The sequence below is a fragment of the Deinococcus budaensis genome, assembly GCF_014201885.1.
GTDB classification, from domain to species: domain Bacteria; phylum Deinococcota; class Deinococci; order Deinococcales; family Deinococcaceae; genus Deinococcus; species Deinococcus budaensis.
In genome coordinates this window covers 214,124-240,149 of the sequence record NZ_JACHFN010000004.1, presented here as the reverse complement: position 1 = coordinate 240,149, position 26,026 = coordinate 214,124, and the positions used below count along the sequence as shown (strand labels likewise).

Here is a 26,026-nt window from a genome sequence, read left to right as displayed (position 1 = left end):
CCGGGGCGGGTCCAGGGTGCAGAGGCGCCCGGAGAGAAACCGTTCCGGGCGCGTTCTGGGGGGCTGTGCTGCTGTTGCTGAAGGGAGGGCAGAGACGGACGGGCCACGCCGCGCCCGCCCCCTCCCGGGGCCTTACGCGGGCGCGGCCTCGACCTGCTCGGCCTCCTCCCAGGCGCGGCTGCGCTCGACCGCCCGGCGCCAGCGGTTCATGCGGTGCTCGCGCTCGCCGGGGTCCATCTGCGGCTCGAAGGTACGGTCCATCTGCCACTGGCGGGTGATCTCCTCCGTGCCCTGCCAGTAGTCCACCGCCAGCCCGGCGAGGTAAGCAGCCCCCAGCGCGGTCGTCTCGGTGACCTTGGGCCGCACGACCGGCACGCCCAGGATGTCGGCCTGAAACTGCATCAGCAGGTTGTTGAGGCTGGCGCCGCCGTCCACCCGCAGTTCCTTCAGGGGCGCCCCGCTGTCCTGGCCCATCGCGGTGAGCAGTTCGGCCGACTGGTAGGCGATGGCCTCCAGCGCCGCCCGGGCGATGTGGGCCGCCTTGGTGCCGCGCGTCAGGCCGACCAGCGTGCCGCGCGCGTAGCTGTCCCAGTACGGCGCGCCCAACCCCACGAAGGCGGGCACCAGAAACACCCCTTCTGAGGACGGCACGCTGGTCGCCAGCGCTTCCACCTCGCCGCTCGACCGGATGATGCCCAGGCCGTCGCGCAGCCACTGCACGACCGCGCCCGCCACGAAGATGCTGCCCTCCAGCGCGTAGGTACGCTGGCCCTGGCCGCCCGCATCCGGCAACTGCCACGCGACGGTGGTTAGCAACTTGTTGTGGCTGGGTACCGCCTCATCTGCCGTGTTCATCAGCATGAAGCAGCCGGTGCCGTAGGTGTTTTTCGCCATGCCGCGCTCCAGGCAGGCCTGCCCGAAGGCCGCCGCCTGCTGGTCCCCCGCGATTCCGGCGATGGGAATGCGGCTGCCGAACAGCCCCTCGGCGGTCGGGCCGTAGACCTCGCTGCTGCTGCGGACCTCGGGCAGCAGGGCGCGCGGCACGCCCAGCAGGCCCAACAGTTCGTCGTCCCAGTCGCCGGTGTGGATGTTGTAGAGCAGGGTGCGGCTGGCGTTCGTCGCGTCGGTGATGTGCAGCTCGCCGCCGGTCAGCTTGTAGACCAGCCAGGAATCCACCGTTCCGAAAGCGAGTTCGCCGCGCTCGGCCCGCTCGCGCGCTCCCTCCACGTTGTCGAGCAGCCAGCGCACCTTGGTGCCGCTGAAGTAGGCGTCGAGGATCAGCCCGGTCTTCTGCTGGAAAGTCGGCTCATGGCCCTGTGCCTTGAGCGTGTCGCAGAAGGCGGCGGTGCGGCGGTCCTGCCACACGACGGCGTGGTGCACCGGCTCGCCCGTGCGGCGGTCCCACAGCACCACCGTCTCGCGCTGGTTGGTGATGCCGATGGCAGCGATGTCGCCCGCCCGCAGTCCGGCGCGCGTGATCGCCTCCTGCGCCACGCCGCTCTGGGTGCTCCAGATTTCCAGGGCGTCGTGCTCCACCCAGCCCGGACGCGGAAAGATCTGCCGGAACTCCTTCTGGGCCGAAGCCCGGATATTGCCCTCCTGGTCGAAGACGATGGCGCGGCTGCTGGTGGTGCCCTGGTCGAGGGCGAGGATGTACTGGGCCATGGGAGAACTCCTTGGGGGCAAGAGGGGAGAGGGGCGTCAGCGCTGGTCGAGGTTGTAGGCCGGGTCCACGCCCTGCTCGCCGACGACCGCCTCGCCCGCGCGGGCCAGCGGCCGACCGATGAAGAAGTCGTAGATGAAAGCGCCCAGCACGCCGCCGACGAGTGGCCCGATCACCGGCACCAGCCACACGCCGTTAGAAAAGCCGGTGTTCTGAAAGCCCGCCACCAGCGAGAAGAGGCGCGGCCCCAGGTCGCGGGCGGGGTTGATCGCGTAGCCGTGCATCCCACCGAAGCTCATGCCGATCGCCATGACCACGAAGGCCACCGCCAGCCCCCCCCAGGCGGCCCCGGCGGGGTTGTTGAGCTTGTCCCCGATGGCGAGGATCAGGCCCACCAGCAGCGCCGTGCCGACCACCTGATCGATAAAGCCGGGCCAGAACCCGGGCACGGCCGGAAAGGTGCTGAACACCCCGGCGGTGCGGGCGAGGTCAGGGTCGAACTGCACCCACCGCGCCGAGTACACCGCGAACACGATGGCCGCGCCCAGAAAGGCGCCGACCAGCTGCGCGGCGATATACGGCAGCACCTTGCTCCAGGGAAAGCGCCCGGTGGCCGCCAGCGCGACCGTGACGGCGGGGTTGAGGTGCGCCCCGCTGATCGTGCCCGCCACGAAGATCCCCATCAACACCCCGAAGCCCCAGCCCAGCGTGATGTTGGTATAGCCGCCGTTCACGACCTGCCCCGGCACGGCCGGATCGGTCGCGGCGAAGATCACCACCATCGCCACCACGCCCACGCCAAAGAGAATCAGCACCATGGTGCCCAGCACTTCCGCCATGAATTCCTGCGCCAGCGTGAATTTCATGTGCCTCCCCCCCACACTGCTCCCGGCGGCCGGGCGGCTTCGGGAGGCGGGGGGTCCAGACGGCCACCGGGGGGGTGCTGCCCCGCCTCCACCGCGCCACATTGTCGGTTCGTTCATCTTTGGAGGCGGCTGAACAGTTGTCAAGGGGTGGCGAACACATGTTCATGCTCGCGGGTACGGGCCAGGAGCCGCAGCGCCGTATCCTGAGCGGCGTGACCGATGCCTCCCATGACGGCCACGCCGTTCTCGCCGTGCAGGTGGCCCGGCTCTACTACCACCAGGGCCTGACGACCGACGCCATCGCCCGTGAACTCGGTCTCTCGCGGCCCAGGGTCAGCCGCCTGCTGACCCTGGCGCGGCGCAGCGGCCTGGTCGAGATCCGCATTCACGACCCGCAGGCCCATCCGCAGAGCCTGGAGGCGCGGCTGCGGGAGCGCTACCCCTTCCTGCGCCCACAGGTTGTCGGCGTGCCGCCCGGCAGCCCCGAGGACCTGTGGATGGAGCGGGTGGCCGTCGCCGCCGCCAGCCTGCTCGACAGCGTGCTGCGGCCCGGGCAGACGGTCGGGCTGGCCTGGGGCAACACCCTGGAGGCCGTCTCGCGGGTGCTGCGGCCCCGGCGGCTGGACGGCCTGGACTTCGTGCAGCTCAACGGCAGCGCCAACGCGCTGGACTTCATGAGCGGCTTCGTGACCGACACCATCACCCGCTTCGCCCAGAACTACGGGGGCCGCGCGCACCTCTTTCCGGTCCCCACCTTCTTCGACGATCCCGAGACCAAGCGGGCGATGTGGCGCGAGCGCAGCGTGCGGCATGTGCTCGACCTGCAAGCCCGCGCCGACGTGCTGCTCTACTCGGTGGGCAGCCCCGCCGCCCGGCGCCCCAGCCACGTCTACGTTTCGGGCGCCCTCGACCCCGCCGACCTCGCGCAGCTGGAGGCCGAGGGCGTGGTGGGCGACGTGGCGACCGTCTTCTACCGCGCGGACGGCAGCTACGGCTCCATCTCGCTCAACGCCCGCGCCAGCGGCCCCAGCCTGGGGCGTCTGGCCCAGGCCCCGCACGCGATCTGCGTCGCCAGCGGGCTGGGCAAGGTGACGGCCCTGCGCGCCGCCCTGACTGGCCGGTTGCTGAACACCCTGGTCACCGACGAGGTCACCGCCCGCGCCCTGCTCGGCCCGCCGGAAGGAGAGGCCGACCCCAGCTCACCTTCCGCCTGAAAGCCTCAGTTTGAAGGTCTCACCGCGGTGACCACCAGACCTGAAACGGCACCCCTCAGGTCTCCTGGGGCGAACGAAGGGGTCACCACGGTAGGCGGCGGCCTGTGTGCAGGCAAAGGGGGTACCGTCTTCCCTGCGGCGGAACTCCGCTGGTCGCTTCTCTGGACGGCCTGCCCACAGCGGGTTCGCCGGGACGCAAGGAGCGGGGTCCTTCAGCCACGGGCCAGCCACAGAGCCGCAGAGAAGGAGAAGCGGCGGGCGAATTACCATCTCCCGTTCGCCGCTTCCCGGTCCAGCTCTGGCTCAGTCGTCCGAACCCGCGCCCGTGCCGCCTCCCGCCGCGCCCATCATCTGCTGGGCCTCGGCGTAGGCCTGCGGCAGCGGGGGCGCCAGCGCCGGCTCCTGGCCCATCGGCTGCGCGGCGACGAGGCGGAACTCGCCCAGGCCGTCCAGGGAGGGTCCCTGGGTCCAGCGGCCCTGGGGGGGCGGCACACCCTCGGTGCCGGTGAACACGTAGTCGTAGCTCACCTCGCGCAGCTCCTCCTCGACCGGGAAGGAGTTGGGGATGGGCAGGGTGCCGGGGTGCCCGCCCAGTTCCTCGATCACGGCCAGCCACTGCTGCTGGTGCATGGTGTCACGCGCGATCAGGAAGCGCAGCATATCCTTCATGCCGGGGTCGTCGGTCAGCTCGAACAGGCGGCAGGCCAGCGCGCGGCCGGTCGCCTCGGCCGTCACGTTGGAATACATGTCGGCGGCGAGGTTGCCGCTGGCGTACACGTGCGAGCCGTTGAAGGGCACGCCGTTGGCGTCCGAGGCCAGCGCCGCCATGCCCGCCGAGAGGTACTGCCGGGGGTCCATGCCGCCCATCACGGCCTCGACGAGCGGGTTGGCCCTGGCCGCCGCCTCCTGCATGCCGCCCGGCGCACCTTCCAGGTTCAGCGCGACGGCGGTCGCCAGCATCTCGATGTGGGCGATCTCCTCGGTGCCGGTCGCCAGCAGCATGTCGCGGTATTTCTTGGGACCGCGCGCGCCGAACGCCTGAAAGAGGTACTGGAGGCACACCCGCATCTCGCCCTCCACGCCGCCAATGGCCTGCTGGAGCATGCGCGCGAAGCGGGGATCGGGCGTCTCGACCCGCACCGGATACTGCAATTTGCCGTCGTAGTAGAACATCTCTGGCCTCCTGCTTGGGGTGCTGCCCACTGGGGGGGGTTGTTGCCGGAGGGCATTCCAACACCTGGCCTGGGCGCCGCCATGAGCTTTGGATGGGCCAGCCCCCTGCCCAATCTGACGGCCACCCTCCAAAGGCATGAAGCCCCCCCGCGCGGGCGGCTCATCTGGGGGGCGGACCCGCCGCCCCGGCGACGGCGCCGGACGTGACCCCCGGCTTTAACGAACCGGAATCCGCCTCATCCCGGCCGCCGAGCAGACTGGAACCCATGACGAAGATCAAGTTGAGGCCCCTGCGCGATCAGGTCATGGTGATCACCGGGGCGTCGAGCGGCATCGGCCTGAGCACGGCGCGGCTGGCCGCGAAGGAGGGCGCGCGGCTGGTGCTGGCCGCCCGCAGCGAAGGCCCCCTGCGCCAGCTCACGGCGCAGATCGTGGACGCGGGCGGCCAGGCCGTCCCCGTCACCGCCGACGTGAGCCGCGAGGAGGACGTGGAGCGGATCGCGCAGGCGGCGCTGGACACCTACGGCAGCCTCGACACCTGGGTCAACAATGCGGGCGTGGGCATGTACGGGAAGCTGGAAGACCTGAAGGTGGAGGACATGCGCCGCCTCTTCGACGTGAACTTCTGGGGGCTGGTTTACGGCTCGCGGGTGGCGCTGCGGCACCTGAAGGCCAGGGGCGGCGCACTGATCAACGTGGGCAGCGTGGTGTCCGAGCAGGCGATTCCGCTGCAAGGGATCTACGCGGCCTCCAAGCATGCGGTCAAGGCTTTTACCGACACCTTGCGGATGGAGCTGGAGCACGAGGACGCTCCGGTCTCGGTCACGCTGATCAAGCCCGGGCCGATCGACACGCCCTTTCCGCTGAACGCCCAGAACTATCTGGACACCGAACCCCAGCACGTCCCGCCCGTCTACGCGCCCGAGACGGTGGCCCGCGCGATCCTCCAGGCCGCCGCCGCGCCCACCCGCGAGCTGTTCGTGGGCGGCGGGGGGCGGGGCATGGCCGCCTTCGGGATGCTGGCTCCCGGCGCCGCCGAACGCGCGATGGCCGCCACCGTGATTCCCGGCACCCACAGCGGCAAGCCGCCGCTGCCGCCCGGGGCGAGTGCCCTCTACCACCCTTCCGGCAAGCTGGCCGAGCGCGGCGACTACCCCGGCCACGTGCAGGCGACCAGCGCCTACACCGAGGCCGCCTCCCGCTCGCGCCTGATCGGCGTGGGGCTGCTGGGGGCGGGGCTGGCGGCGGCGCTGTGGCGCGCCTCGCGGCGGGATTGAAGCTCGGGAAGGGCACCGGCCAGCAGAAGGGGGGGGGGGGGAGGCCCGCGCCGTGGCCTCCCCCTGTCCAATGTGTCGGCGGTCAACGTGCCAGGGGAGGCGTCAGGGCGTCAGGCCGTTGGCCGTATTGACCGCCCCGCGCACATTCAGGAAGTTCAGGCCGCCCGTCTTGCGCGCCCCGTCCTTCAGCGCCTGGCGAATCTGGCCTGCCTTCAGCCTGGGGAAGGCGCCGCGCAGCAGCGAGGCCGTGCCGCTCACCAGCGGGGCCGACTCGCTGGTGCCTGCGCGCAGGGTGTAGCCGCCCCGCGCGGCCGTGGTCAGCGTCAGGATGTCCTCGGGGCTGTTGCTCAGGCAGTTTGAAGTGCCAGTCCCCGCCTGCCCGCCCGGCGCGACCAGATCGAGCGCCCGCTGGCCGGAGAGGGGCCGGGCGCTGTAGCAGGCCAGCCGGTCGTCCTTGCCGACCGCGCCCACTGCGATCACGTTGGGGTCGAGTGCCGGGTAATACAGCCCGTCGCCGGGAGTGTTGCCCGCCGCCGCCACCAGGACGATGTCCGCGCCCGCCGCCGCCTTGATGGCGGCCTGAAGCGCGGGGTCCGGCTGCACGGGTTTGCCCGCCGCGCCCCGGAAGCCCAGGCTCATGTTGATCACCCGCGCGCCCTGCTCGGCGGCGTAGTTCAGGCCCGCGACCACGCTGGCGCTGGTGGCCCCGGTCGTGGTGCCGTCGGTGCCGAAGACCTTGACCGGCAGGATGGTCCCGCCCCAGGTCAGGCCCGCGATCCCCTGCCCGTTGTTGGTGTTGGCGGCGATGAGTCCTGCCGAGCTGGTCCCGTGGCCCACGTCGCCCGCCGTGACCTCGTCGGGCACGTTGTCGCTGCCCCGGCAGGTGCTGCCCTCCAGCCGCGCGCAGAAGTCGAAGCCCTGACGCAGCCGTCCGGCGAGTTCGGGATGAGCGCGGTCCACGCCAGTGTCGAGCACGGCGGTCAGGACCCCGCACTTGGTCTTGCCCAGCGCGTCGAGGCGGTCCCAGCCCCCCAGCGCGTCGATGCGCGTGAGGTAATCCTGGTCGTAGGCCACGGTGCCGACCCGTACGCCGGGGCGGTTGGCGCCTGGGAACCCCGGATCGTTGGGAGCCGCCAGCGCCTCATAGCGGAAATTGGGCTGCGGCCTCAGGCCCGCGGCCGCCAGTCGCCGCGCAAAGGCCGCGTCGCTCTCGCCCGCCGGGGTCGCGGCCAGCAACAGGTCGCTGCCCTCCACGGCCTGAACCCGCACGCCGGAGAGCGCGGCCAGGTTCTGGGCGCCCAGCGCGCCGCCCGGAACGCCCCGCAGCAGCACCTCTCCGGCCACGTGGGGAGCCTGCCACAGCGCGTCCAGCGCCGCAGGGGCCAGGGCCGGACCCGCCGCAACCCCCCCACTGCCCAGCGCCAGCCCCTGACCGGCAGGTGCGCAGACGGCCCCCGGTTGCCCCGGAGTGCCCGGTTGGCCCGGTGTTCCCGGATCAGGCGCGCCCCCACCCCCGCAGCCGACCAGCAGGGCGCCGACCAGCAGCAGACCTGTATGTTTTTTCATACGTCAGTCTGCTCACCTCGCAGCCGCCGCCGGGTTACGGCGAGATGAAGGCGGCGGTCATCCTCCGGTCAGGGGGCAATCAGGCAAGGCGTTTTACCCGCCGGTGCGCCTGTGGGGCGCCTCCACGTCCTTGGACTCGGCCGAGCCGCGCTCGCGCAGAAATATCGAGAGGATGACCATCGCCGCGACCGAGAGAAACTCGCTTTGCCAGTTCTGAAAAGACTGGCTCCAGAACTCGGGGCTACCCAGGAAAGCCAGCGTCGACACCGCCTCGCCGCCGTGCAGGGCCTGCTCGGTGTTGTACTCGGCCGCCCCACCCAGCAGATGAATCACGAAGGACAGCAGAAACAGGCCCAGCAGCGTCAGCGACAGCGAGTGCGAGTACAAGCCCAGCACCCAGCCGCCGCGCCGTACCGGCCAGGGCCGCTGCTCGGGCGGGGTGGGCGGCGCCCCCTGCTCGCCTCCAGGTTGGTCCTGTTCCTCCGGCAGTGGGTTGGACTCCGCCGAGCCGCGCTGGTAGAGCCGGGCCGTCAGCACCACGAAGGCGGCCATCTGAAGAAATTCGCTCTCCCAGTTCTCCCCGGTCGCCTCCCAGAAATGCCCGCTGCGCAGGTAGGCCCCCAGACTCAGGGCCTGCCGTCCGTGTTCTTCCAGATCGCCGTTGTGGACCTCAAACCCGACCGCTGCCTGGGCAGCCCAGAACAGCACGAATAGGGTCAGGGTGACGACCGACAGGCCGTTGCGGTGCAAAAAAGCGCGCATGACTGGGACCCTCCTCAGTCCCCACCCTCTCACGCTGCCGCGAAGGGACGGCTCAGGCGCCATTGACCCAACTTTGGGTGTTCGGGGTTACACTCTGACGCCCGGTCTACTGCGGCCCGCGCCAGCGCAGCAGCCGCAGGGCGTTGGCGGTGACCAGGGCCGTCGCCCCGGTGTCGGCCAGGATCGCGGTCCACAGATGGGTGTAGCCCAGCAGGGTGGTGACCAGAAAGACCGCCTTGAGGCCCAGCGCGAACACGAGGTTCTGGCGGATGTTCCGCAGCGTGGCGCGCGACAACCCGACCAGCTCGGCCACGCCCGTGACCCGCCCGTGCAGCAGCGCGGCGTCGGCGGTTTCCAGGGCCACGTCGGTGCCGCCGCCCATCGCGATGCCCACGTCGGCGGCGGCCAGGGCAGGCGCGTCGTTGATGCCGTCGCCGACCATCGCCACGCCGCCCGCCGCGCCGTACCCGCGCACCAGCCTCAGCTTGTCTTCCGGCAGCAGGCCCGCTTGCACCTCCAGCCCCAGCGGCCCGGCGATGGCCTGGGCTGTGCGCGCGTTGTCGCCGGTCAACATCACCGGGCGCAGGCCCAGGCGGCGCAGCCGCGCGACCGCCTCGGCCGCACCGGGCCGCGCCTCGTCACGCAGGGCGAGCAGCGCCAGGGCCGCCGACCCGGCTGCGCCGTCCTCCTCGGCCAGCACGACCACGGTCTTGCCCTGGGACTCCAGCGCCAGCGCCTGCGCCCCGGCCTGTGGGGTCAGCCAGCCCCGTTCGGCGGCCCGGCGCGGCGAGACCACGTGCAGCGTGCGGCCTTCCACCCGGGCGCGGACACCGTGGCTCGGCTCGGCGTGGGCGTCCTCGGCGGGGGGCACAGCCAGGCCCAGCCCCTGCGCGTGCGCGTGGATCGCGCGGGCCAGCGGGTGATCGCTGGCACCCTCGACGGCGGCCGCGAGGCGCAGGGCTTCCCTTTCTTCCAGCCCGGCCAGCGGCTGCACGTCGGTCACCAGCGGCTTTCCGGCGGTCAGGGTCCCGGTCTTGTCGAAGGCGACCGTCCGCACGCGGGCCAGGGCTTCCAGCGCGGCGCCCCCCTTGACAAGCAGGCCGCGCCGGGTGCCCGCCGCCACCGCGCTGGTGATGGCGGCGGGGACCGACAGCACCAGCGCGCAGGGGCAGCCGATCAGCAGCAGGCTGAGGCCCCGGTACAGCCAGGGCTGCCACTCGGCCCCGGCCAGCAGCGGCGGCAGGGTGGCGACCCCCAGGCTCAGGGCGACCACGCCCGGCGTGTACACCCGGCTGAAGCGGTCGATCAGGCGGGCGGTGGGAGCGCGGTGCCCCTCGGCCTCCTCGACCAGGTGCAGGATGCGCGCGATGGTGTTGTCGCTCGCCTCCCGCGTCACGCGCAGGGCCAGCAGCCCGCCGCCGTTCACGCTGCCCGCGTACACGGGGTCGCCCACCCCCTTCTCGACGGGCACGCTCTCGCCGGTCACCGGGCTGTCGTCGAGCGCCGAGGCCCCGGCCTCAATCACCCCGTCGGCGGGCACGCGGGCGCCGGGGCGCACCTGCACCCGCTCGCCCACCCGCAGGCTCGCGGCAGGGACCTCGCGCACCTCACCGCCCGAGAGCCGCAGCGCGGTGCGGGGCGTCAGGCTGATCAGGGCCTGCACGCCCGCGCGGGCGCGTCCAGCCGCGACCCCTTCCAGCAGCTCGCCCACCGCGAAGAAAAAGACGACCACCGCCCCCTCCGCCGCCTCCCCGATCAGGAGCGCGCCCAGCGCGGCCAGCGTGACGAGCGTGTTGATGGAAAAAGGCTCGCCCAGCCGCGCCGAGGCCAGGGCGCGGCGGGCCAGCGGCCCCACGCCGACCAGGGTGGCGAGGACGTAGCCCCAGGCTCCCAGCGCCGGAAAGGCGAAGGACAGCGCCCACGCCGCCGCCAGCAGCGCGCCGCTGCCCACGACCAGGCGGCCCTGCCCGGTCGCGTACCAGGGGGTAGGCCGCGAGGCGGGTGGGGTCTTTCCCTCCGCGTCCGCCGTGGGGGCCGCCGCCTGCGCCAGCAGCCGGTGCGGCACGTACCCCAGCGCCCGCAACTGCCGCTCCAGCTCGCTGCGGGGCGTCTGGGTCTCGTCCAGGCGCAGGCGCAGCGTCTGGGTGCCGAAGTTGGACTGCACCCCCTCGGTGCCGGGCAGGCGCGAGACCGCCCGCTCGACCTTCTGCACGCAGGAGGCGCAGTCCATGCCGTCCACCCGGTAGCGCAGCTCGGGCAGAGGCAGTTCAGGCAGGGACAGACGGGGAGGGGAGACCGCCGGGTCGCTCACCCCCCCATGATACCTGAGCAGATGCTCAGATGTTAGCCCTCCGGCCCTCTCCCCGTCCGTGGGGCGTGCGGTGGCCCAGCGTCCAGGCCGCCTCCGCCGCCGCGTCGTGCAGGCGCCGCAGCAGGGCGTCGCGCTCGCGCAGGCGCGGGGTGGGCAGGCTGACCCCCAGCGCCGCCAGTACCTCGCCCCCGGCGCCCAGCAGCGGTACGGCCAGCCCGCTGCTGCCCACGGCCCATTCGTCGCGGCTGACGGCCAGCCGGGCGGCGCGGATGGCGGCGGCCTCGGAGGCCCAGGCGGCCGGGTCGCGCCGCGTGTGGGGCGTAAAGGCCGGGGCATTCGCCGGGGGGTCCCACCCGCGCAGCGCGAGCAGCAGTTTGCCGCTGGCGGTGGCGTGGACGGGCAGCTCGAACTGCGTTTCCCCCACGACGGGCGGCCCGTCGCGGCCCTGCACCGAGCGGGCAATGCACAGCACCCGCGCGTCCGCCGCCTGCCCCTCCAGCACGCACACGAAGGCGAGCAGGTGGGTGCCGCGCGAGAGCGCCGTCATCGCGTCGTGCGCGGCGGCGTACCACGGGACACTGCCGTACAGGGCGCTGGAGAGCTTGAGCAGCCGCCAGCCCAGCCGGTAGCGCCCCCGCCCCACCCGCGTCAGCAGCCCCGAGGCCGTCAGGGTGCCGAGCTGCTCGTGAACGGTCGAGGTGGGTTGCGCCAGCCGCCGCGCCAGCGCGCCCAGCGTCCATTCGGTGTGGTCGGCGTCGAACAGCTCCAGCAGCCGCACGGCGCTGTCCACGGTGGCGAGGGTCCGGGGCATGGGGGAAGCCTACGCCCTTTTCCGGACTATGCGGAAAGTCGCCTTGTGGCCTCTGCCGGGCGGGAGGACGATGACTGCACCTCAATCCACCACCCTCTTTCCCCCTCAGGAGTGCCCATGCCCCCAGTCTTTCCCAGTCTGACCGACGCCCCCGTCATCCGTGCCCCGCGCGGCCCGCAGCGCACCGCCAAAGGCTGGATGCAGGAGGCCGCCAAACGGATGCTGATGAACAACCTCGACCCCGAGGTCGCGGAAAACCCCGCCGAGCTGATCGTATACGGCGGGCGCGGCAAGGCGGCGCGCAATTGGCCCGCCTTCCACAAGATCGTGGAAACGCTCGACCGCCTGGAAAACGACGAGACGCTGCTGATCCAGTCGGGCAAGCCGGTCGCGGTCCTCAGAACGCACGAGTGGGCGCCGCGCGTGCTGCTCGCCAACTCCAACCTGGTGCCGCACTGGGCGACCTGGGAGACCTTCGACGACCTCGACCGCGCGGGCCTGACCATGTACGGCCAGATGACCGCCGGATCGTGGATCTACATTGGCACCCAGGGCATCCTGCAAGGCACCTACGAGACCTTTGCGGGCGCGGCGGCCAAGCATTTCGGCGGCTCGCTGAGGGGGACGGTCACGGTCACGGCGGGCCTCGGCGGCATGGGCGGGGCGCAGCCGCTGGCCGTCAAGCTGGCCGGGGGCGTGAGCATCACCATCGAGATCGACCCCCACCGCATCGGGCGGCGCCTGGACACCCGCTACCTCGACGAGGTGGCCGACTCGCTGGAGGACGCCGTCGCGCGGGCGGAAGCGTACAAGGCCGCCGGGGAGGCCCGTTCCATCGGGGTGCAGGGCAACGCCGCCCTTCTCGTGCCGCGCTTGGTGGAGATCGGCTATACGCCCGACCTGGTCACCGACCAGACCAGCGCCCACGATCCCATGTGGGGCTACCTTCCGCCGCTCGCCCCCGACGAGGACGGGGACAGACTGCGGGCGGAGGCCCCGGAGGAGTACCGCCAGCGGGCCTACGACGCGATGGCTGCCCACGTGCGCGCGATCCTGGAACTCCAGCGCCGGGGGGCGGTCGCCTTCGACTACGGCAACAACCTGCGCCACCGCGCGCGGGAGGCGGGCGTCGAGAACGCCTTTGACTACCCCGGCTTCGTGCCCGCCTTCATCCGCGATTCGTTCTGCGAGGGGCGCGGCCCCTTCCGCTGGGTGGCCCTCTCAGGGGACCCCGAAGACATCCGCGCGACCGACCGCGCCCTGCTGGAACTGTTCCCGGAAGACGCGCGGCTGCAAGCCTGGCTGACCTACGCTGCGGGGCAGATCGCCTTTCAGGGCCTGCCCGCCCGCATCTGCTGGCTGGGCTACCGCGAACGTGACCGTGCGGGCCTGCTGTTCAACGAGATGGTGGCCGACGGGCGCCTGAAGGCCCCGGTCGTAATCGGGCGCGACCACCTCGACGCCGGGTCAGTCGCCAGCCCCTACCGCGAAACCGAGGCGATGAAAGACGGCTCGGACGCCGTGTCCGACTGGCCGCTGCTGAACTTTGGCGTGGGGATCGCCTCGGGTGCGGCGTGGATGAGCTTTCATCACGGCGGCGGCGTGGGCCTGGGCTTCTCGCAACATTCCGGGCTGGTGGCGGTGGCGGACGGAACGCCGGAAGCTGCGGCCCGCCTCAGCCGCTGCCTGACCAACGACCCCGGCCTGGGCGTCATCCGCCACGCGGACGCGGGCTACGACCTCGCGCTGGACGTGGCGCGGGAGCGGGGGCTGGACCTGCCGAGTCTGGGGACGCGGGACCGGGAATGACCCTACCGCGCGTCGATCACGCCGCCGTACACGTCCTCCAGCGTGAGGCTCAGGCCCAGGCAGGGAATGTCCACCGTGCCCGTTCCGGCGACCTCGCGCAACTGCCAGTCGTCCTCATCCCGCTGGTACTCGTAGACCCGCCGCTCGGCCTCCTCCACGATCAGGTAGGTCTGGAGTGTCGGCAGCGACGTGTACATCGCGTACTTGCCCACCCGGTCGTTGGCGGCGGTGCTGGGCGACAGGACCTCGACAAGCAGGCAGGGATCGGTCACGTAGTACCGCCCGTCTCCACGTTCGCCGCACAGCAGCATCACGTCGGGGTAGAACAGCGCGTCTTTCACCTGCAAGCGCATCTCTCCTGCGTGCAGACGGCAGCCCTGACGCCTCGCGTGGGGAAAGAGCGTTCCGGCAATGTTCATGACGATCAGCGAGTGCGGTTCGCTTACCCCCGCGTGCGCGTGCAGCGGGTAGACAAACCCAGCCACGTACTCGCGCTTGTAAGGCGTCTCCTCCGAGCGCAGGTACTCTTCCAGGCTCATGGCCTGAAACGCGGCGTCCGTCATGGGGACATGCTAGCCCGGCGGGAGGCTGCGTGACCGTCCCCACCCATCTTCCCTACGGCGGCGTCGCCTCCTTCGCCCGTGCCCCGCTCGTGCAGCCCGACGGCGACTGGCACTCGGACGTGGGCGTGCTGGGCGTGCCCTTCGACATCGCGCTGGGCTTCCGTCCCGGTGCCCGCTTCGCGCCCCGTGCGCTGCGGGAAGCCAGCCTGCGCTACGTACCCCCCTTCACCGGCTTGGACGGCGAGACCCGCTTGGGGGGCGTGACCTTCACCGACGCGGGCGACGTGGTCCTGCCTTCCCTCGAACCCGAACTCGCCCGCGACCGCACGACGGGGGCGGCGCGGCAGGTGCGGGGGCGCTGCCGCGTGCCGGTGTTCCTGGGGGGCGACCACTCCGTCACGTTCCCGCTGCTGCGGGCTTACGACGACGTGCCCGACCTCCACGTCGTGCAACTCGACGCGCACCTCGACTTTACCGACACCCGCAACGACACCCGCTATTCCAACTCCAGCCCCTTTCGCCGCGCGGTGGAGGCCCTGCCCAACCTCGTCCACATCACGACCGTGGGCCTGCGTGGGCTGCGCTTCGACCCCGAGGCGGTGGCGGCGGCCCGGGCACGGGGCCATACCCTGATCCCGGTGGAGGACGTGGCCGCCGACCTTGCCGGAGCGCTGGCTCGGTTGCCCAGCGGAAAAAACGTCTACCTCAGCGTGGACGCCGACGCCCTCGACCCCGCCGTGCTGCCGGGCACGAGCAGTCCGGAGCCGGACGGCCTGACCTACGGCCAGGCGCTGCGCCTTCTGGCAGAGACGGCCCGCCGCAACACAGTGGTGGGCCTCGACCTCGTGGAACTCGCGCCGAATCTCGACCCCTCGGGGCGCAGCGAGCTGATCGGCGCGCGGCTGATCATGGAAACGTTGTGCGAGGTGTTCGATGCGCGGCGCTGAGCTTACGGAGACGCTCTTTACCGGCATCGCCCAGCTGGTGACCCCGGCCCCCGGCCCCCAGCGTGGGGCGGGGATGCGTGAGCTGACCGTGCTTCCCGACGCGGCGCTGCTGGTGCGGGGCGGCGTGGTCGCCTGGGTCGGCGCCGAGCGGGACGCGCCCGCTGCCGCCCACACCCACGGCCTCGGCGGTGTGGCCGTTGTGCCGGGTCTGGTGGACCCCCACACCCACGCGGTCTGGGCCGGGGACCGCCTGAGGGATTTCGAGGCGCGGGCCGCGGGTGTCTCCTACGAAGAGCTGCTCGCGCGGGGCGGCGGCATCCGCTCCACCGTGCGGGCAACGGCGGCAGCCTCGCAGGCGGAACTGGTGGCGCTGGCCCGCCCGCGCCTGCAAGCCCTCCGGGAGTCCGGGGCGACGACGGTCGAGGTCAAGAGCGGCTATGGCCTCGACTTCGGGGCGGAGGTGCGAATGCTGGAGGCGGTGCGCGAGCTGACGGCGGAGTTCACGCTGATGCCTACCCTGCTGATCCACGTTCCCCCGACCGAAGGACACGGCGAGTACGTCCAGGCCGTCTGCGGGGACTTGATCCCCGAGGTGGCCCGCGCAGGTCTGGCGACAGCAGTGGACGTGTTCTGCGAAAAGGAAGCCTTTTCTGTCGTGGAAACGCGGGCCATCCTCGAGGCTGCCAAGTTTCACGGCCTCACCGCCAAGCTGCACGCCGACCAGTTTCATGCCCTCGGCGGGGTGGACCTCGCCTGCGACCTCGGGGCGCTCAGCGTGGACCATCTGGAGGCCAGCGGCGAGGCGCAGATCGCGGCGCTGGCCGCGTCGGATACGGTGGCGATCCTGCTGCCCGGCGTCACCCTGCACCTGGGCCTGCCTGCCGCGCCGGGCCGCGCGCTCGTCGATGCGGGCGCCTGTGTGGCGGTGGGCAGCGACCTCAACCCGGGCAGCTCGCCCGTGTTCAGCGCGCCGCTGGTCCTCGCGTTGGCCGTGCGCCTGAACGGCCTGACCCCCGCCGAGGCCCTGAGCGCCGGCACGGTGAACGCCGCCGCCGCGCTGGGGCTGCGTGACCGGGGGGCGCTCGCGCCCGGCCAGCGGGCCGACTTCCTGGCCCTGCATTCGCCCGACTGGCGCGACCTCGCCTTCGCGTTGGGCGCCCGCCCGGTTCGGGACGTGTTCGTGGGCGGAAAGGAGCTGACCCCGTGATTCTGGACCAAACCCTCAGTCTCGAACAGTTCGTCGCGGTCGTGCGCGGGGGCGAGGCGGTCACGCTCTCGGAGGCGGCGCGGCAGCGTCTTCGGCGGGCACGGGCGGTGGTGGAACGCATCGTGGACGGCGAGGCGGCGGTGTACGGGGTGAACACCGGCTTCGGCAAGTTCGCCAGCGTGCGGGTAGGCCGCCACCAGCTCGCCCAGCTTCAGCACAACCTGATCGTGTCCCACGCGATCGGGGTGGGCGATCCCCTTCCGGCCGAGGTCGTGCGCGGGATGCTGCTGCTGCGGGCGCAGTCACTCTCCCTCGGGCATTCGGGGGTCCGGCCTGGGGTGGTCGAAGCCCTGCTCACGCTGCTCAATGCCGGGGCGCACCCGGTCGTCCCCGCCCAGGGCAGCGTGGGGGCTTCGGGCGACCTCGCGCCGCTGGCGCACCTCGCGCTGGCCCTGATCGGCCTGGGCGAGACCGAGCACGCGGGCGAGGTCCGGCCCGCCGGGGAGGTGCTGCGTGACCTCGGCCTCGCGCCGCTGAGGCTTCAGGCCAAAGAAGGCCTCGCCCTGATCAACGGCACGCAGCTGATGGGCAGCCTGCTCGCGCTCGCGCTGGTTGATGCCCGCACCCTGCTGCACACCGCCAACCTCGCCGCCGCGATGACCGTGGAGGCGCTGTCCGGCTCGCACCGCCCCTTCGGTGAGGGTGTGGTGCGGCTGCGGCCCCATCCCGGCGCGCTGGAGGTCGCCGCCGAGCTGCGCGCGTTCCTGCGGGGGTCCGAGATCGCGCCCGCGCACGCGACCTGCGGCCGGGTGCAGGACGCCTACAGCCTGCGGGCCGCGCCGCAGGTCCACGGGGCGACCCTCGACGCGCTGATGCAGGCCGCGCGGGTGCTGGACGTGGAATTCGCCTCGGTGACCGACAATCCGCTGATCTTTCCGGAAGCCGGGGACGGGGAGCAGGTCGTCTCGGGCGCGAACTTTCACGGGCAGCCCCTCGCGCTGACCGCCGACGCCCTCAAGGTCGCCGTGGCCGAACTCGCCTCGGTCAGTGAGCGGCGCTGCGAGCAGCTGCTCAACCCGGCGCTCTCGGGCCTGCCGGGCTTCCTGACGCCCGAGGGGGGCCTCAACTCCGGCCTGATGATCGCCCAGTACACCGCCGCCGCCCTGGTCAGCGAGAACAAGGTGCTGGCCCACCCCGCCAGTGTGGACTCCATCCCGACCAGCGCCAACCAGGAAGACCACGTCTCCATGGGCGCGCACGGGGCGCGGCAGCTGCGGCAGATTCTGGAACACGCGCGGACGGTGCTGAGCATCGAGCTGCTGTGCGCGGCGCAGGCCCTCAGCTTTCAGCCGCTGCGGGCGGGCGCCGGGGTGCAGGCCGCTTATGAGCGCATCCGGCAGGACGTCGCCCCGCTGGGACAGGACCGCTACTATCGGCCCGATCTGCTCAGGGTGCGTGCCCTGGTGACGAGCGGCGAGCTGCTGCACTGCGCGCGGGAGGCGTAGGCCGCAGCCCCGCCCTGCCGTGCCGCCCCCGCCTTCATTCCCCCTGAAGATTGGTACCGGGCACGGGACAAAGCAGAGCGGTGTGGCAGTCTGGGAGGCGGACTGGGAGAGAGGGCGCCGGGCCTGTCTTCCAGATGCGCCGCCCCCTTCCCGGCACAGGAGGACCCATGAGCGACCACGATCAGCTTCCCGAACACCACACCGCCGTCCAGGGGACGACTCCGGGCCAGGCCGACCAGACCCTCACGACCCGCCAGGGCCATCCGGTGCGCAACAACCAGCAGCAGCGCACGGTGGGCACGCGCGGCCCCGCGACCCTGGAGAACTACCAGTTTCTGGAAAAGATCAGCCACTTCGACCGCGAGCGCATCCCCGAACGGGTGGTCCACGCCCGCGGCGCCGGGGCGCACGGCGTCTTCGAGGCGTACGGCAAGGTGGGCGACGAGCCGGTGAGCAAGTACACCCGCGCCAAGCTCTTTCAGGAGGCGGGCAAGCAGACCCCGGTCTTCGTGCGCTTCTCCACCGTGATCCACTCCAGCCACTCGCCCGAGACGATGCGTGACCCGCGCGGCTTCGCGGTGAAGTTCTACACCGAGGACGGCAACTGGGACCTCGTCGGGAACAACCTCAAGGTCTTTTTCATCCGCGACGCGATCAAGTTCCCGGACGTGATCCACTCCCTCAAGCCCGACCCCGTCACCAACCGCCAGGACGGCGGACGCATCTTCGACTTCATGAGCAACACGCCCGAAGCGGTGCACATGCTCACCCTGCTGTTCTCGCCCCACGGCATCCCGGCGAACTACCGCCACATGCAGGGCAGTGGCGTGAACACCTACAAGTGGGTGAACGACCGGGGCGAGGCCGTGCTCGTGAAGTACCACTGGGAACCCGTGCAGGGCATCCGCAACCTGACCCAGCCGGAAGCCGAGGCGATTCAGGCGAAGAACATCAACCACGCCACCCAGGACCTCTACGAGGCCATCGAGCGCGGCGACTTCCCGCAGTGGGAGCTGCTGGTGCAGATCATGTCCGACGACGAGCACCCCGAACTCGACTTCGATCCGCTGGACGACACCAAGATCTGGCCGCGCGAGCAGTTCCCCTGGCTGCCCGTCGGCAAGATGACCCTGAACCGCAACCCCGAGAACTACTTCGCGGAGGTCGAGCAGGCGGCGTTCGGCACGGGCGTCCTGGTGGACGGGCTGGACTTCAGTGACGACAAGATGCTGGTGGGCCGCACCTTCTCGTACTCGGACACGCAGCGCTACCGGGTGGGCAGCAACTACCTCCAGCTGCCCATCAACGCGCCCAAGCGGCAGGTGGCGACCAACCAGCGCGACGGGCAGATGGCCTACCGGGTGGACACCGCGCCCGGCCAGAACCCGCACGTCAACTACGAGCCGTCCTCCATGAACGGCCTGACGGAAGCGCCGCGCGACGTGCCCGAGTACACCCCCTGGGTGGAGGGCCACCTCCAGCGGGCGCCCATCGAGCGCACCAACGACTTTCAGCAGGCGGGCGAGCAGTACCGCGCCTTCGAGGACTGGGAACGCGACGACCTGATAGGCAACCTCGTGGAGAACATCTCGGCCGCCACGCCGGAAGTGCAGGCCCGCATGGTCGAGCTGTTCACCCAGTGCGACCCCGACTACGGCCGCCGGGTGGCCGAAGGCCTTGCCGCCCACGCTGCCAGCCGCGCCGCCAAGGAAGAGGGCGCCGTGCAGCAGGCCGAGGAGCGCAGCCGGGAAGCCCAGCCCTACTGAGGTTCTGATGCTCCGCAGGTCCGGTCCCTTTCCCGGGGGGCCGGACCTGTTGTCCGGCCGCCGACCCCGGCTGGAGATGGAGCGCGTCTCGCCCGGGGGGCCACAACTCACAGCCTTTAACGCTGCTGAAACTCGTGCCCTGGCACGCTGAGCCATGACGACGCTGCTGGGCATGGTGGTGGGGGCGATGCTGGTGGGCCTGGGCATTCTGGTGCGTCTGACCCGCGCGCAACTGGGCGAGGCCGCCTCGGCGCTGCGCCCCGACGATCGGCTGGGGGACTGACCGGGACAAGCGCCCCCCGCTGAGGTCCGTCTAAAGAACAGCTCTCTTTGCGCTCAGGACTCTCCCAAGCGGCCCGGCTGGAACCCGGCGGCCCGCCCCTCGCAGACTGGAAGCATGGAACTCACGCTCGTCATGGCCCTCGTCACGGCGCTGCTGGTGGCGCTCGGTTTTCTGTCACTGCACGATGAACCCGGCCCGGCCGACCTGGCCGAGCTGCCCGTGACCCGCGACTGATTTTCCGTTGCGGCGGCGCAGCGGACCCCAGCCCGCGTGACAGACGCCTGCAAGAGGCGGCGAGCTACAGTCGGCGGGCATGAACGCCCTGATCCCTGCCGACGAGTTGCGCCGACTTGAGGCGCTGGCCCGCTACAGCGACCTCTCTTCGCTGCCTCAGGAGGCCTTTACCCGCCTGGCGACCCTGGCGGCGCAGCTGTTCCGCGTGCCTATCGCGCTGGTCAATTTCGTGGCCGAGGACAGCACCCTCAGCCAGGCCTGCGTGGGCGTGGACCTGACCCGCCTGGACCGCCAGGTGTCGTTTTGCGCGCACGCCATCTTGCAGGCCGACGTGATGGTCGTGCCCGACGCCCGGCTGGACCCGCGCTTCTCGGACAATCCGCTGGTGGGGGCGCCGGGCGGCTTCCGCTTCTATGCCGGAGCGCCGCTGACCACCGCCGACGGGCACAACATCGGCACCCTGTGCGTGCTGGACACCGCCCCGCGCGCCGAGGTCACGGATACCGAGCGTGAGGCGCTGCGCAACCTGGCCGCGCTGGCCGTGGACGAACTCGAACTGCGCCGTCAGACCGCCGTGCTGGAGCGCGAAGCCCTGGCCCGCGACCAGTTGCTGGCCGAGCTGCGCCGCGTGACCCGCCGTTCCGAAGCGCTGCTGGCGATCTCGTCGCTGCTGGACCTCGACCTGCTGCCCGGCGAACTGGCCCGCCACGCCGCCGAGCAGGTCGTGCCGCTGTGCGGCCTCGACTGGGCGGGCCTGGGGATCCTTCAGGGGGACGCCCTTCAGGTCACGCCCGTGTGGCAGGCGCCGGGCCTGTCGCCGGAGCTGGCGCCGCTGCTCGCGCGCCCGATGCCGCGCGGACGGGGGGCGACCTGGGCCGTGCTGGAACAGGGCGAGGTCCGCTTCGTCGACGATTACCCGGCCCTGCCGAGCGCCCGCCCGGACCTGGTCGCGGGGGGCGTGCGCGGCGCCGCCTGGATTCCGCTGGGCACCTTCCCGGACCTGGGCGGCGGCCCCGAGACGGACCTGCGCTACGTGCTCGTCGCCGTGCGGACGCGCCCAGCGGTGTGGAACGCCGCCGACCGGGCGCTGCTGGAAGCGGCGGGCCGCAGCGTGGCGGGCGGCCTGCACCGCCGCGCGCACCTCGACAGCGTGCAGCGCGACGCCTTTCACGACCCGGTCACGGGCGTCCACAACCGCCGCGCTTTCGAGCAGGCCCTGGCCGCACGCATCGCGGGGTCCGCGCCCTTTGCCCTCACGGTGCTGGATCTGGACGGCTTCAAGGGGGTCAACGACACCCAGGGCCACACCCAGGGCGACACCCTGCTGCGGATGTTCGGGCAGACCCTGCTGGCGGGCGTCACCCCCAGGGGACAGACCTACCGCCTGGGCGGCGACGAGTTCGCCGTGCTGCTGGACAGCGACGGCGAGCAAGACCGCCTGCTGGTCGAGGATCAGGCGCTGGAACCGGTCGATCAGGCGGTAGCGGCGGTGCGCGGCGCCGGATTCGACCTGAGCGGCGCGAGCGTGGGCGTGGCCCTGTGGCCCCACGACGCGTCCTCCGGCAAGGCGCTGCTGCATCTGGCCGACCAGCGCATGTATGTCCACAAGCGCCGCCGCGCCGGGCGGCAGACCCCGCAGCCCGGCGCCGCCCCCATGGCCACCCCGGTCCACTGACGCCGGCCGGTCCCGAACCACGGTCCACAGAGAGGCCTCCCGGACCACCAACGCAAGATTGCCCAGCGCGGTCAGGGTCACCTCCCGCCGCGCTGGGACAGACAGAACTTCCCGCTGGTTCCAGGCGGCCCCTGGTGCAAGGGAGCCGAAATCCCCCGCTCTTCCGGGGCAGGGGCGCAGGCGAAGGGGCGGCCCGCCCCCTGCGCCCCCGTCCTCAGGCGCCGCTGGTGACCTGGAGGCCTTCCAGCACGCGGTCGGTAAAGGCCTGGGTCCCCGCGCGGCCCCCCAGGTCGGCGGTCGGCCCGGCCCGCAGCGCCTGGGCGACGGCGCCGTCGATCTGGTTGGCGAGCGCGGGGCGGTTCAGCCCGTGGCGCAGCAGCATGGCCGCGCTGAGAATGGCGGCGGCGGGATTCGCCACCCCCTGCCCGGCGATGTCGGGCGCCGAACCGTGGATCGGCTCGAACAGCCCCGCCCCGTCCCCCAGGCTGGCCGAGGGCATCAGGCCCAGGCTGCCCGGAATCACCGCCGCGAGGTCCGAGAGGATGTCCCCGAACAGGTTCTCGGTCAGAACCACGTCGTAGCGGCCGGGGTTGGACACCAACAGCATCGCCACGCTGTCCACGTATTCGTGGTTCAGGTGCAGGTCGCGGTACTTGCGGTCGTGCACGTCCTGCACAGCGCTGCGCCACAGTTCGGAGACCTCCAGCACGTTGGCCTTGTCCACGCTGGTCACCCGGCCCCGCCGCTGCGCCGCCGCCCAGAACGCCACCCGCGCCACCCGCTCGACCTCGGCCCGGGTGTAGCGCATGGTGTTGTGGGCCGAGTCGCCGTCCAGCCGCCGGTCGCCGTCGAAGTAGATGCCGCCCAGCAGCTCGCGCACGATCAGGATGTCCACCCCGCGCGCCAGCTCGGGCCTCAGCGGCGAGAGGTGCTCCAGCCCCGGCAGGACCCGCACCGGACGCAGGTTGGCGTAGCAGCCCATCAATCGGCGCAGCGCGAGCAGGCCGGACTCGGGCCGCTGCGGGCGCGGCAGGCGGTTCCAGGGCGAGTCCTGCGGGCCGCCCACCGTGCCCAGCAGCACGGCGTCGGCTTCCCGCACGGCCCCCCGGGTGGCGGCGGGGAAGGGTTCGCCCGTCTGCTCGATGGCGGCCCCCCCGATCAGGTGTTCCTCGATGGTCAGGTCGGGCGCGACCTCGCGCAGCACCTCCACGGCGGCGGCGGTGACCTCGGGGCCGATCCCGTCTCCGGGCAACGTGACGATCTTAGGCATGGGGGTCCTCCTGGGGGGTGGGGCTACCGGGGTGGCCGTGTCCGGCCTCGGTGCTGGGGGTGTTCAGGGTTCCGGCGGCCACCGCGTCCTGCTCGCGCATGTATTCCAGCCAGCCGCCCGCCCGCTGCACGTCCAGCGCGAACTGCGGCACCGGCACGAAGGTGAGCTGCTGGCCGCTGCGGCGGTTGGTAACGGTGCCGCCCGCGAGGTCGAGATCGGCCTCGTCGCCGTCCTCGAAGGCGTCCACGATGCCCGCGCATTCCAGCGCCAGAAAGCCGTTGTTGATCGCGTTGCGGTAGAAGATGCGGGCGAAGTTGGGCGCGATCACGGCCCCCACGCCCGCCCCGCGCAGCGCCCAGACCGCGTGTTCGCGGCTGGAGCCGCACCCGAAGTCGGCCCCCGCCACCACGAGGTCGCCCGGCTGCACCCGCCGCACGAAGCTGGGGTCGTAGTCCTCCATCGCGTAGGGGGCCAGCTCACTCTCCACGTCGCTGGTGAGGTGCCGCGCGGGAATGATCTCGTCGGTGTTGATATGGTCGCGGCCAAAGACGTGGACTCGGGGCATGGAGGCTCCTTGAAGGGTTCAGAAGGGAGGCAGGCCCGCCGCCGTCCGCAGCGGGGCCAGGATCAGCACGGCGAGGAGGCCCGACACGGGCAGCCCCAGCAGCGGCCAACCCCGCGCCCAGTCGCTCCGCAGCAGGAACACCAGGCCAGCGATCAGGCAGAGGGTCAGCCCGGCGGGCCACAGGATCAGGCTGACCGGAAAGGTGAGGTGAGCCGCCAGCGGCATTTCGCGCACGGTGTAGAGGGCCAGCAGCGCGGCCACGATCAGCAGCCCCGCCGCCGTGCCCCACATCGCCGGACGCTCAGCGGGCCGCACCTGCCGCAGTCCGAAGGCCAGCCACACGAGGTTGACCAGCAGGCCGACACCGAACAGGGCGCTCACTGCGGGTTCACCGCGCTGGGGGTCGTCACGGGGGAAGGGGGCACAGCTCATTTTCGCTCCCGCTTCAATCCGCCGCGCCCGGCCCGCCCGCAGCGTACTCGCGCGGGTCCGAGATCACGCCCGCCACCGCGCTCGCCGCCACCGTCGCGGGCGAGGCCAGGTAGATCTGCGCCGAGGGGTCGCCCATGCGGCCCACGAAATTGCGGTTGGAGCTGGAGATGCACACGTCGTCCGGTCCCAGCACGCCCGAGTGCATGCCCAGGCAGGCGCCGCAGCTCGGGTAGCTGACGCTGGCGCCCGCCTCCACGAAGACCTCCAGCAGTCCTTCTTGCGCGGCCTGCTTCCAGATCGCCTGGGTGGCGGGGACCACGATCATCTGCACGCCGTCCGCGACCCGGCGCCCGCGCAGGATGTGGGCCACCTCGCGCAGGTCGCTGATGCGCCCGTTGGTGCAGCTGCCCACGTAGGCGTGCGTGACCGGGATGCGGTCCGTGCCCGCCACCCGCCCGTTGCTGGGGATGTGTGGGTAGGCGACCGTCGGCTCGACCTGTGAAGCGTCCAGCTCGATCACGACCTTGTACGGCGCGTCGGGGTCGGAGGTGTATTCGGTGTACTGCTCTGGCGTGACCCCCCGCGCGGCGAGGTAGGCCCGCGTCGTGTCGTCCACCGCGATCAGGCCGGTCTTGCCGCCCGCCTCGATCGCCATGTTCGTCAGGGTGAAGCGGCCCTCCATGTCCATGCGGTCAATGGTGTCCCCGGCCCACTCCATCGCCAGGTAGTTCGCGCCGTCCGCCCCGATGCGTTTGATGACCTCCAGCACGAGGTCTTTGGGCGTCACGCCGGGCTGCATCTCTCCGGTCACCCGGATCAGCATGGTTTCCGGCACCTTGAACCACACCCGGCCCGCATAGATCGCCCCGGCGAGGTCGGTGCTGCCCACGCCCGTGGCAAAGGCCCCCAGCGCGCCCCCGTTGCAGGTGTGCGAGTCGCCGCTGACCAGCGTCTGCCCGGGCCGCAGCAGGCCACTGTTCTCCAGCACCACGTGGGCGATGCCGCCGCGCCCCACGTCGTAGAAGTGGCGGATGCCCTGCTCCTGCACCCAGGACTTGAGCTTCTGGTACATCTTGGCGGCCTTGATGTTCATGGCGGGGACCGAGTGGTCGGGAATCGCCACGATTTTTGAAGGGTCGAACACCCGGTTCATGCCGCGTTCTTCCAGCATCCGCAGGGCCGCCGGGGTGGTGATCTCGTGGCACAGCACGAGGTCGGTCGCGCACTCGATCAGTTGCCCCGGGACCACCGCCGCGTGCCCGCTGTGCGCCGCCAGAATCTTCTGTGCCATCGTCATGCCCATGTGTCGAAAACCCTCCTGCGCTGTCTGTAGCTCTACGAAAGAAAAAACCCCCCGGGCGGCCGTGGCTGCGGGGGGCAAGAGGTGAACGCTGGGAAGCCGCGCTCATCGCCCCCATCGAAGAAGAAGCACCTCGGGGGCGCTCCCGCTGGCCGTGGTGGCGGTGAACATGCGGCTCAGCCTACCCGGGCATGGGCGCGGGAGAAGAAAGCCTGTCTGCTCAAGCCAGAGGCTCTGCCCCAGCCGGAACCAGGGGGGCCGCAGGAACAGCCGCCCGCTTTCCGGCCTGGACGCGAAAGATACGGCGCCGTCCCCCGAACGGCGGGGCAGGGTGCGCAGGCTGCCCCTCAGCGGTCCGGCCTGGCAGGCCCCCCGCTGGACCTTTCCGTCCAGCGAGCGCAAGTGCCTTTTCTCCGGGTCCCGCCCCAGTGCGCCCGTCGCCGTGGGAACGCACCGGTCGTGCGGGTGGGGTAGCGTGGGTGGAGACCCATGACCCGCGCCGGTGACCGCCGTTTCCTGCTCGCCTTCAACGTGGCCTTTCCCGTCTTTTTCCTGACGTTGGGGCTGCACGTGCTGGTCGGCTCCGCCTTGCCTGACTTCACCGTGGGGGAGAGGACAGGAAGTTTTCAGGCGGTGTCGGGCTGGCTGATCGGAGTCGGGGCGGCTCTGCTGCTGCTCGCGCTGCGGCTCAGGCCGGAGAGCCGGGGAAGGGCCGCCGTGCTCGGTGGAGCGCTGGGGGTGCTCCTCGGCGGCGTGGCGTCGTGGTTGCTGGTGCCGATCTACGTCTGACCGGACTCAGCCATTCGGCGCTGGCCCGGACCTGTCCC

22 protein-coding genes are annotated in these 26,026 nt (G+C 71.6%); 10 read left to right on the top strand and 12 right to left on the bottom strand.

The annotated features are described in order from the left end of the window. Nucleotides 1-132: 132 nt before the first annotated feature. Entirely contained in the window at nt 133-1,665 is a 1,533-nt protein-coding gene (gene glpK / locus HNQ09_RS07390; RefSeq protein WP_184027389.1) for a glycerol kinase GlpK, read from the bottom strand. A 36-nt stretch (nt 1,666-1,701) separates the two neighbouring features. After that, entirely contained in the window at nt 1,702-2,529 is an 828-nt protein-coding gene (locus tag HNQ09_RS07385) for an MIP/aquaporin family protein (protein WP_184027385.1), read from the bottom strand. 212 nt (nt 2,530-2,741) lie between these two features. Between HNQ09_RS07385 and HNQ09_RS07380 the strand changes: the two genes are divergently transcribed. After that, complete coding sequence (locus tag HNQ09_RS07380; RefSeq protein WP_343057654.1) at nt 2,742-3,743, top strand: sugar-binding transcriptional regulator; 1,002 nt, start codon at nt 2,742-2,744, stop codon at nt 3,741-3,743. 303 nt (nt 3,744-4,046) lie between these two features. Here the strand turns inward: HNQ09_RS07380 and HNQ09_RS07375 are convergent, their stop codons facing one another. Continuing rightward, entirely contained in the window at nt 4,047-4,916 is an 870-nt protein-coding gene (locus HNQ09_RS07375; RefSeq protein WP_184027382.1) for a manganese catalase family protein, read from the bottom strand. Nucleotides 4,917-5,182: 266 nt separating this feature from the next. Between HNQ09_RS07375 and HNQ09_RS07370 the strand changes: the two genes are divergently transcribed. Next, nucleotides 5,183-6,193 carry an SDR family oxidoreductase gene (locus HNQ09_RS07370; protein ID WP_184027379.1) on the top strand — a complete coding sequence of 337 codons (1,011 nt, stop codon included), beginning with the start codon at nt 5,183-5,185 and terminating at the stop codon, nt 6,191-6,193. Between the two features lie 102 nt (nt 6,194-6,295). On the opposite strand, the gene HNQ09_RS07365 is transcribed toward HNQ09_RS07370, so the two are convergent. The 4 genes from HNQ09_RS07365 to HNQ09_RS07350 form a co-directional block, all read right to left on the bottom strand. After that, nucleotides 6,296-7,759: a S8 family peptidase gene (locus tag HNQ09_RS07365; RefSeq protein ID WP_184027376.1), complete on the bottom strand. Its 1,464-nt coding sequence runs from the start codon at nt 7,757-7,759 to the stop codon at nt 6,296-6,298. A gap of 93 nt (nt 7,760-7,852) precedes the next feature. Further along, nucleotides 7,853-8,521: a DUF6766 family protein gene (locus tag HNQ09_RS07360; protein ID WP_184027373.1), complete on the bottom strand. Its 669-nt coding sequence runs from the start codon at nt 8,519-8,521 to the stop codon at nt 7,853-7,855. Nucleotides 8,522-8,627: 106 nt separating this feature from the next. After that, nucleotides 8,628-10,751, bottom strand: a complete 2,124-nt coding sequence (locus HNQ09_RS07355; RefSeq protein ID WP_184027503.1) for a heavy metal translocating P-type ATPase — start codon at nt 10,749-10,751, stop codon at nt 8,628-8,630. A gap of 106 nt (nt 10,752-10,857) precedes the next feature. After that, nucleotides 10,858-11,643, bottom strand: coding sequence for an IclR family transcriptional regulator (locus HNQ09_RS07350; RefSeq protein WP_184027370.1), 786 nt, complete (start codon nt 11,641-11,643; stop codon nt 10,858-10,860). Between the two features lie 117 nt (nt 11,644-11,760). Here HNQ09_RS07350 and hutU point away from each other — a divergent pair, with 117 nt between their 5' ends. Continuing rightward, on the top strand, nt 11,761-13,452 hold the full coding sequence (hutU, locus tag HNQ09_RS07345) for a urocanate hydratase (protein WP_184027367.1): 1,692 nt from the start codon (nt 11,761-11,763) through the stop codon (nt 13,450-13,452). A gap of 2 nt (nt 13,453-13,454) precedes the next feature. Here hutU and HNQ09_RS07340 read toward each other — a convergent pair whose 3' ends face one another. Then, a complete protein-coding gene (locus HNQ09_RS07340; protein ID WP_184027365.1) occupies nt 13,455-14,015 on the bottom strand; it encodes a Uma2 family endonuclease in 561 nt (186 codons plus the stop codon). A 29-nt stretch (nt 14,016-14,044) separates the two neighbouring features. Between HNQ09_RS07340 and HNQ09_RS07335 the strand changes: the two genes are divergently transcribed. From HNQ09_RS07335 to HNQ09_RS07315, 6 genes are all read left to right on the top strand, one after another. Beyond that, a complete protein-coding gene (locus HNQ09_RS07335) occupies nt 14,045-14,962 on the top strand; it encodes an arginase family protein (protein ID WP_184027362.1) in 918 nt (305 codons plus the stop codon). Next, nucleotides 14,949-16,169 carry an imidazolonepropionase gene (gene hutI, locus HNQ09_RS07330; RefSeq protein WP_184027359.1) on the top strand — a complete coding sequence of 407 codons (1,221 nt, stop codon included), beginning with the start codon at nt 14,949-14,951 and terminating at the stop codon, nt 16,167-16,169. The genes HNQ09_RS07335 and hutI overlap by 14 nt, the downstream gene beginning before the upstream one ends. Then, entirely contained in the window at nt 16,166-17,674 is a 1,509-nt protein-coding gene (gene hutH / locus HNQ09_RS07325) for a histidine ammonia-lyase (RefSeq protein WP_184027356.1), read from the top strand. The genes hutI and hutH overlap by 4 nt, the downstream gene beginning before the upstream one ends. A gap of 167 nt (nt 17,675-17,841) precedes the next feature. After that, entirely contained in the window at nt 17,842-19,440 is a 1,599-nt protein-coding gene (locus HNQ09_RS07320; RefSeq protein ID WP_184027353.1) for a catalase, read from the top strand. 154 nt (nt 19,441-19,594) lie between these two features. Beyond that, entirely contained in the window at nt 19,595-19,723 is a 129-nt protein-coding gene (locus tag HNQ09_RS19120; RefSeq protein WP_281378290.1) for a hypothetical protein, read from the top strand. A gap of 313 nt (nt 19,724-20,036) precedes the next feature. After that, nucleotides 20,037-21,632, top strand: a complete 1,596-nt coding sequence (locus HNQ09_RS07315; protein ID WP_184027350.1) for a sensor domain-containing diguanylate cyclase — start codon at nt 20,037-20,039, stop codon at nt 21,630-21,632. A 214-nt stretch (nt 21,633-21,846) separates the two neighbouring features. Here the strand turns inward: HNQ09_RS07315 and leuB are convergent, their stop codons facing one another. From leuB to HNQ09_RS07295, 4 genes are read right to left on the bottom strand one after another with little or no spacing between them, the layout of a single operon-like run. After that, on the bottom strand, nt 21,847-22,902 hold the full coding sequence (gene leuB, locus HNQ09_RS07310) for a 3-isopropylmalate dehydrogenase (protein ID WP_184027347.1): 1,056 nt from the start codon (nt 22,900-22,902) through the stop codon (nt 21,847-21,849). After that, on the bottom strand, nt 22,895-23,467 hold the full coding sequence (locus HNQ09_RS07305) for a 3-isopropylmalate dehydratase small subunit (protein ID WP_184027344.1): 573 nt from the start codon (nt 23,465-23,467) through the stop codon (nt 22,895-22,897). Before HNQ09_RS07305 ends, leuB begins: the two co-directional genes overlap by 8 nt. Nucleotides 23,468-23,485: 18 nt before the next feature. Beyond that, nucleotides 23,486-23,899 carry a hypothetical protein gene (locus HNQ09_RS07300; RefSeq protein ID WP_184027341.1) on the bottom strand — a complete coding sequence of 138 codons (414 nt, stop codon included), beginning with the start codon at nt 23,897-23,899 and terminating at the stop codon, nt 23,486-23,488. Between the two features lie 13 nt (nt 23,900-23,912). Next, nucleotides 23,913-25,202, bottom strand: coding sequence for a 3-isopropylmalate dehydratase large subunit (locus HNQ09_RS07295; protein WP_184027338.1), 1,290 nt, complete (start codon nt 25,200-25,202; stop codon nt 23,913-23,915). Between the two features lie 486 nt (nt 25,203-25,688). Between HNQ09_RS07295 and HNQ09_RS07290 the strand changes: the two genes are divergently transcribed. Continuing rightward, nucleotides 25,689-25,988: a hypothetical protein gene (locus HNQ09_RS07290; protein ID WP_184027336.1), complete on the top strand. Its 300-nt coding sequence runs from the start codon at nt 25,689-25,691 to the stop codon at nt 25,986-25,988. The last annotated feature ends 38 nt before the right edge of the window (nt 25,989-26,026 follow it).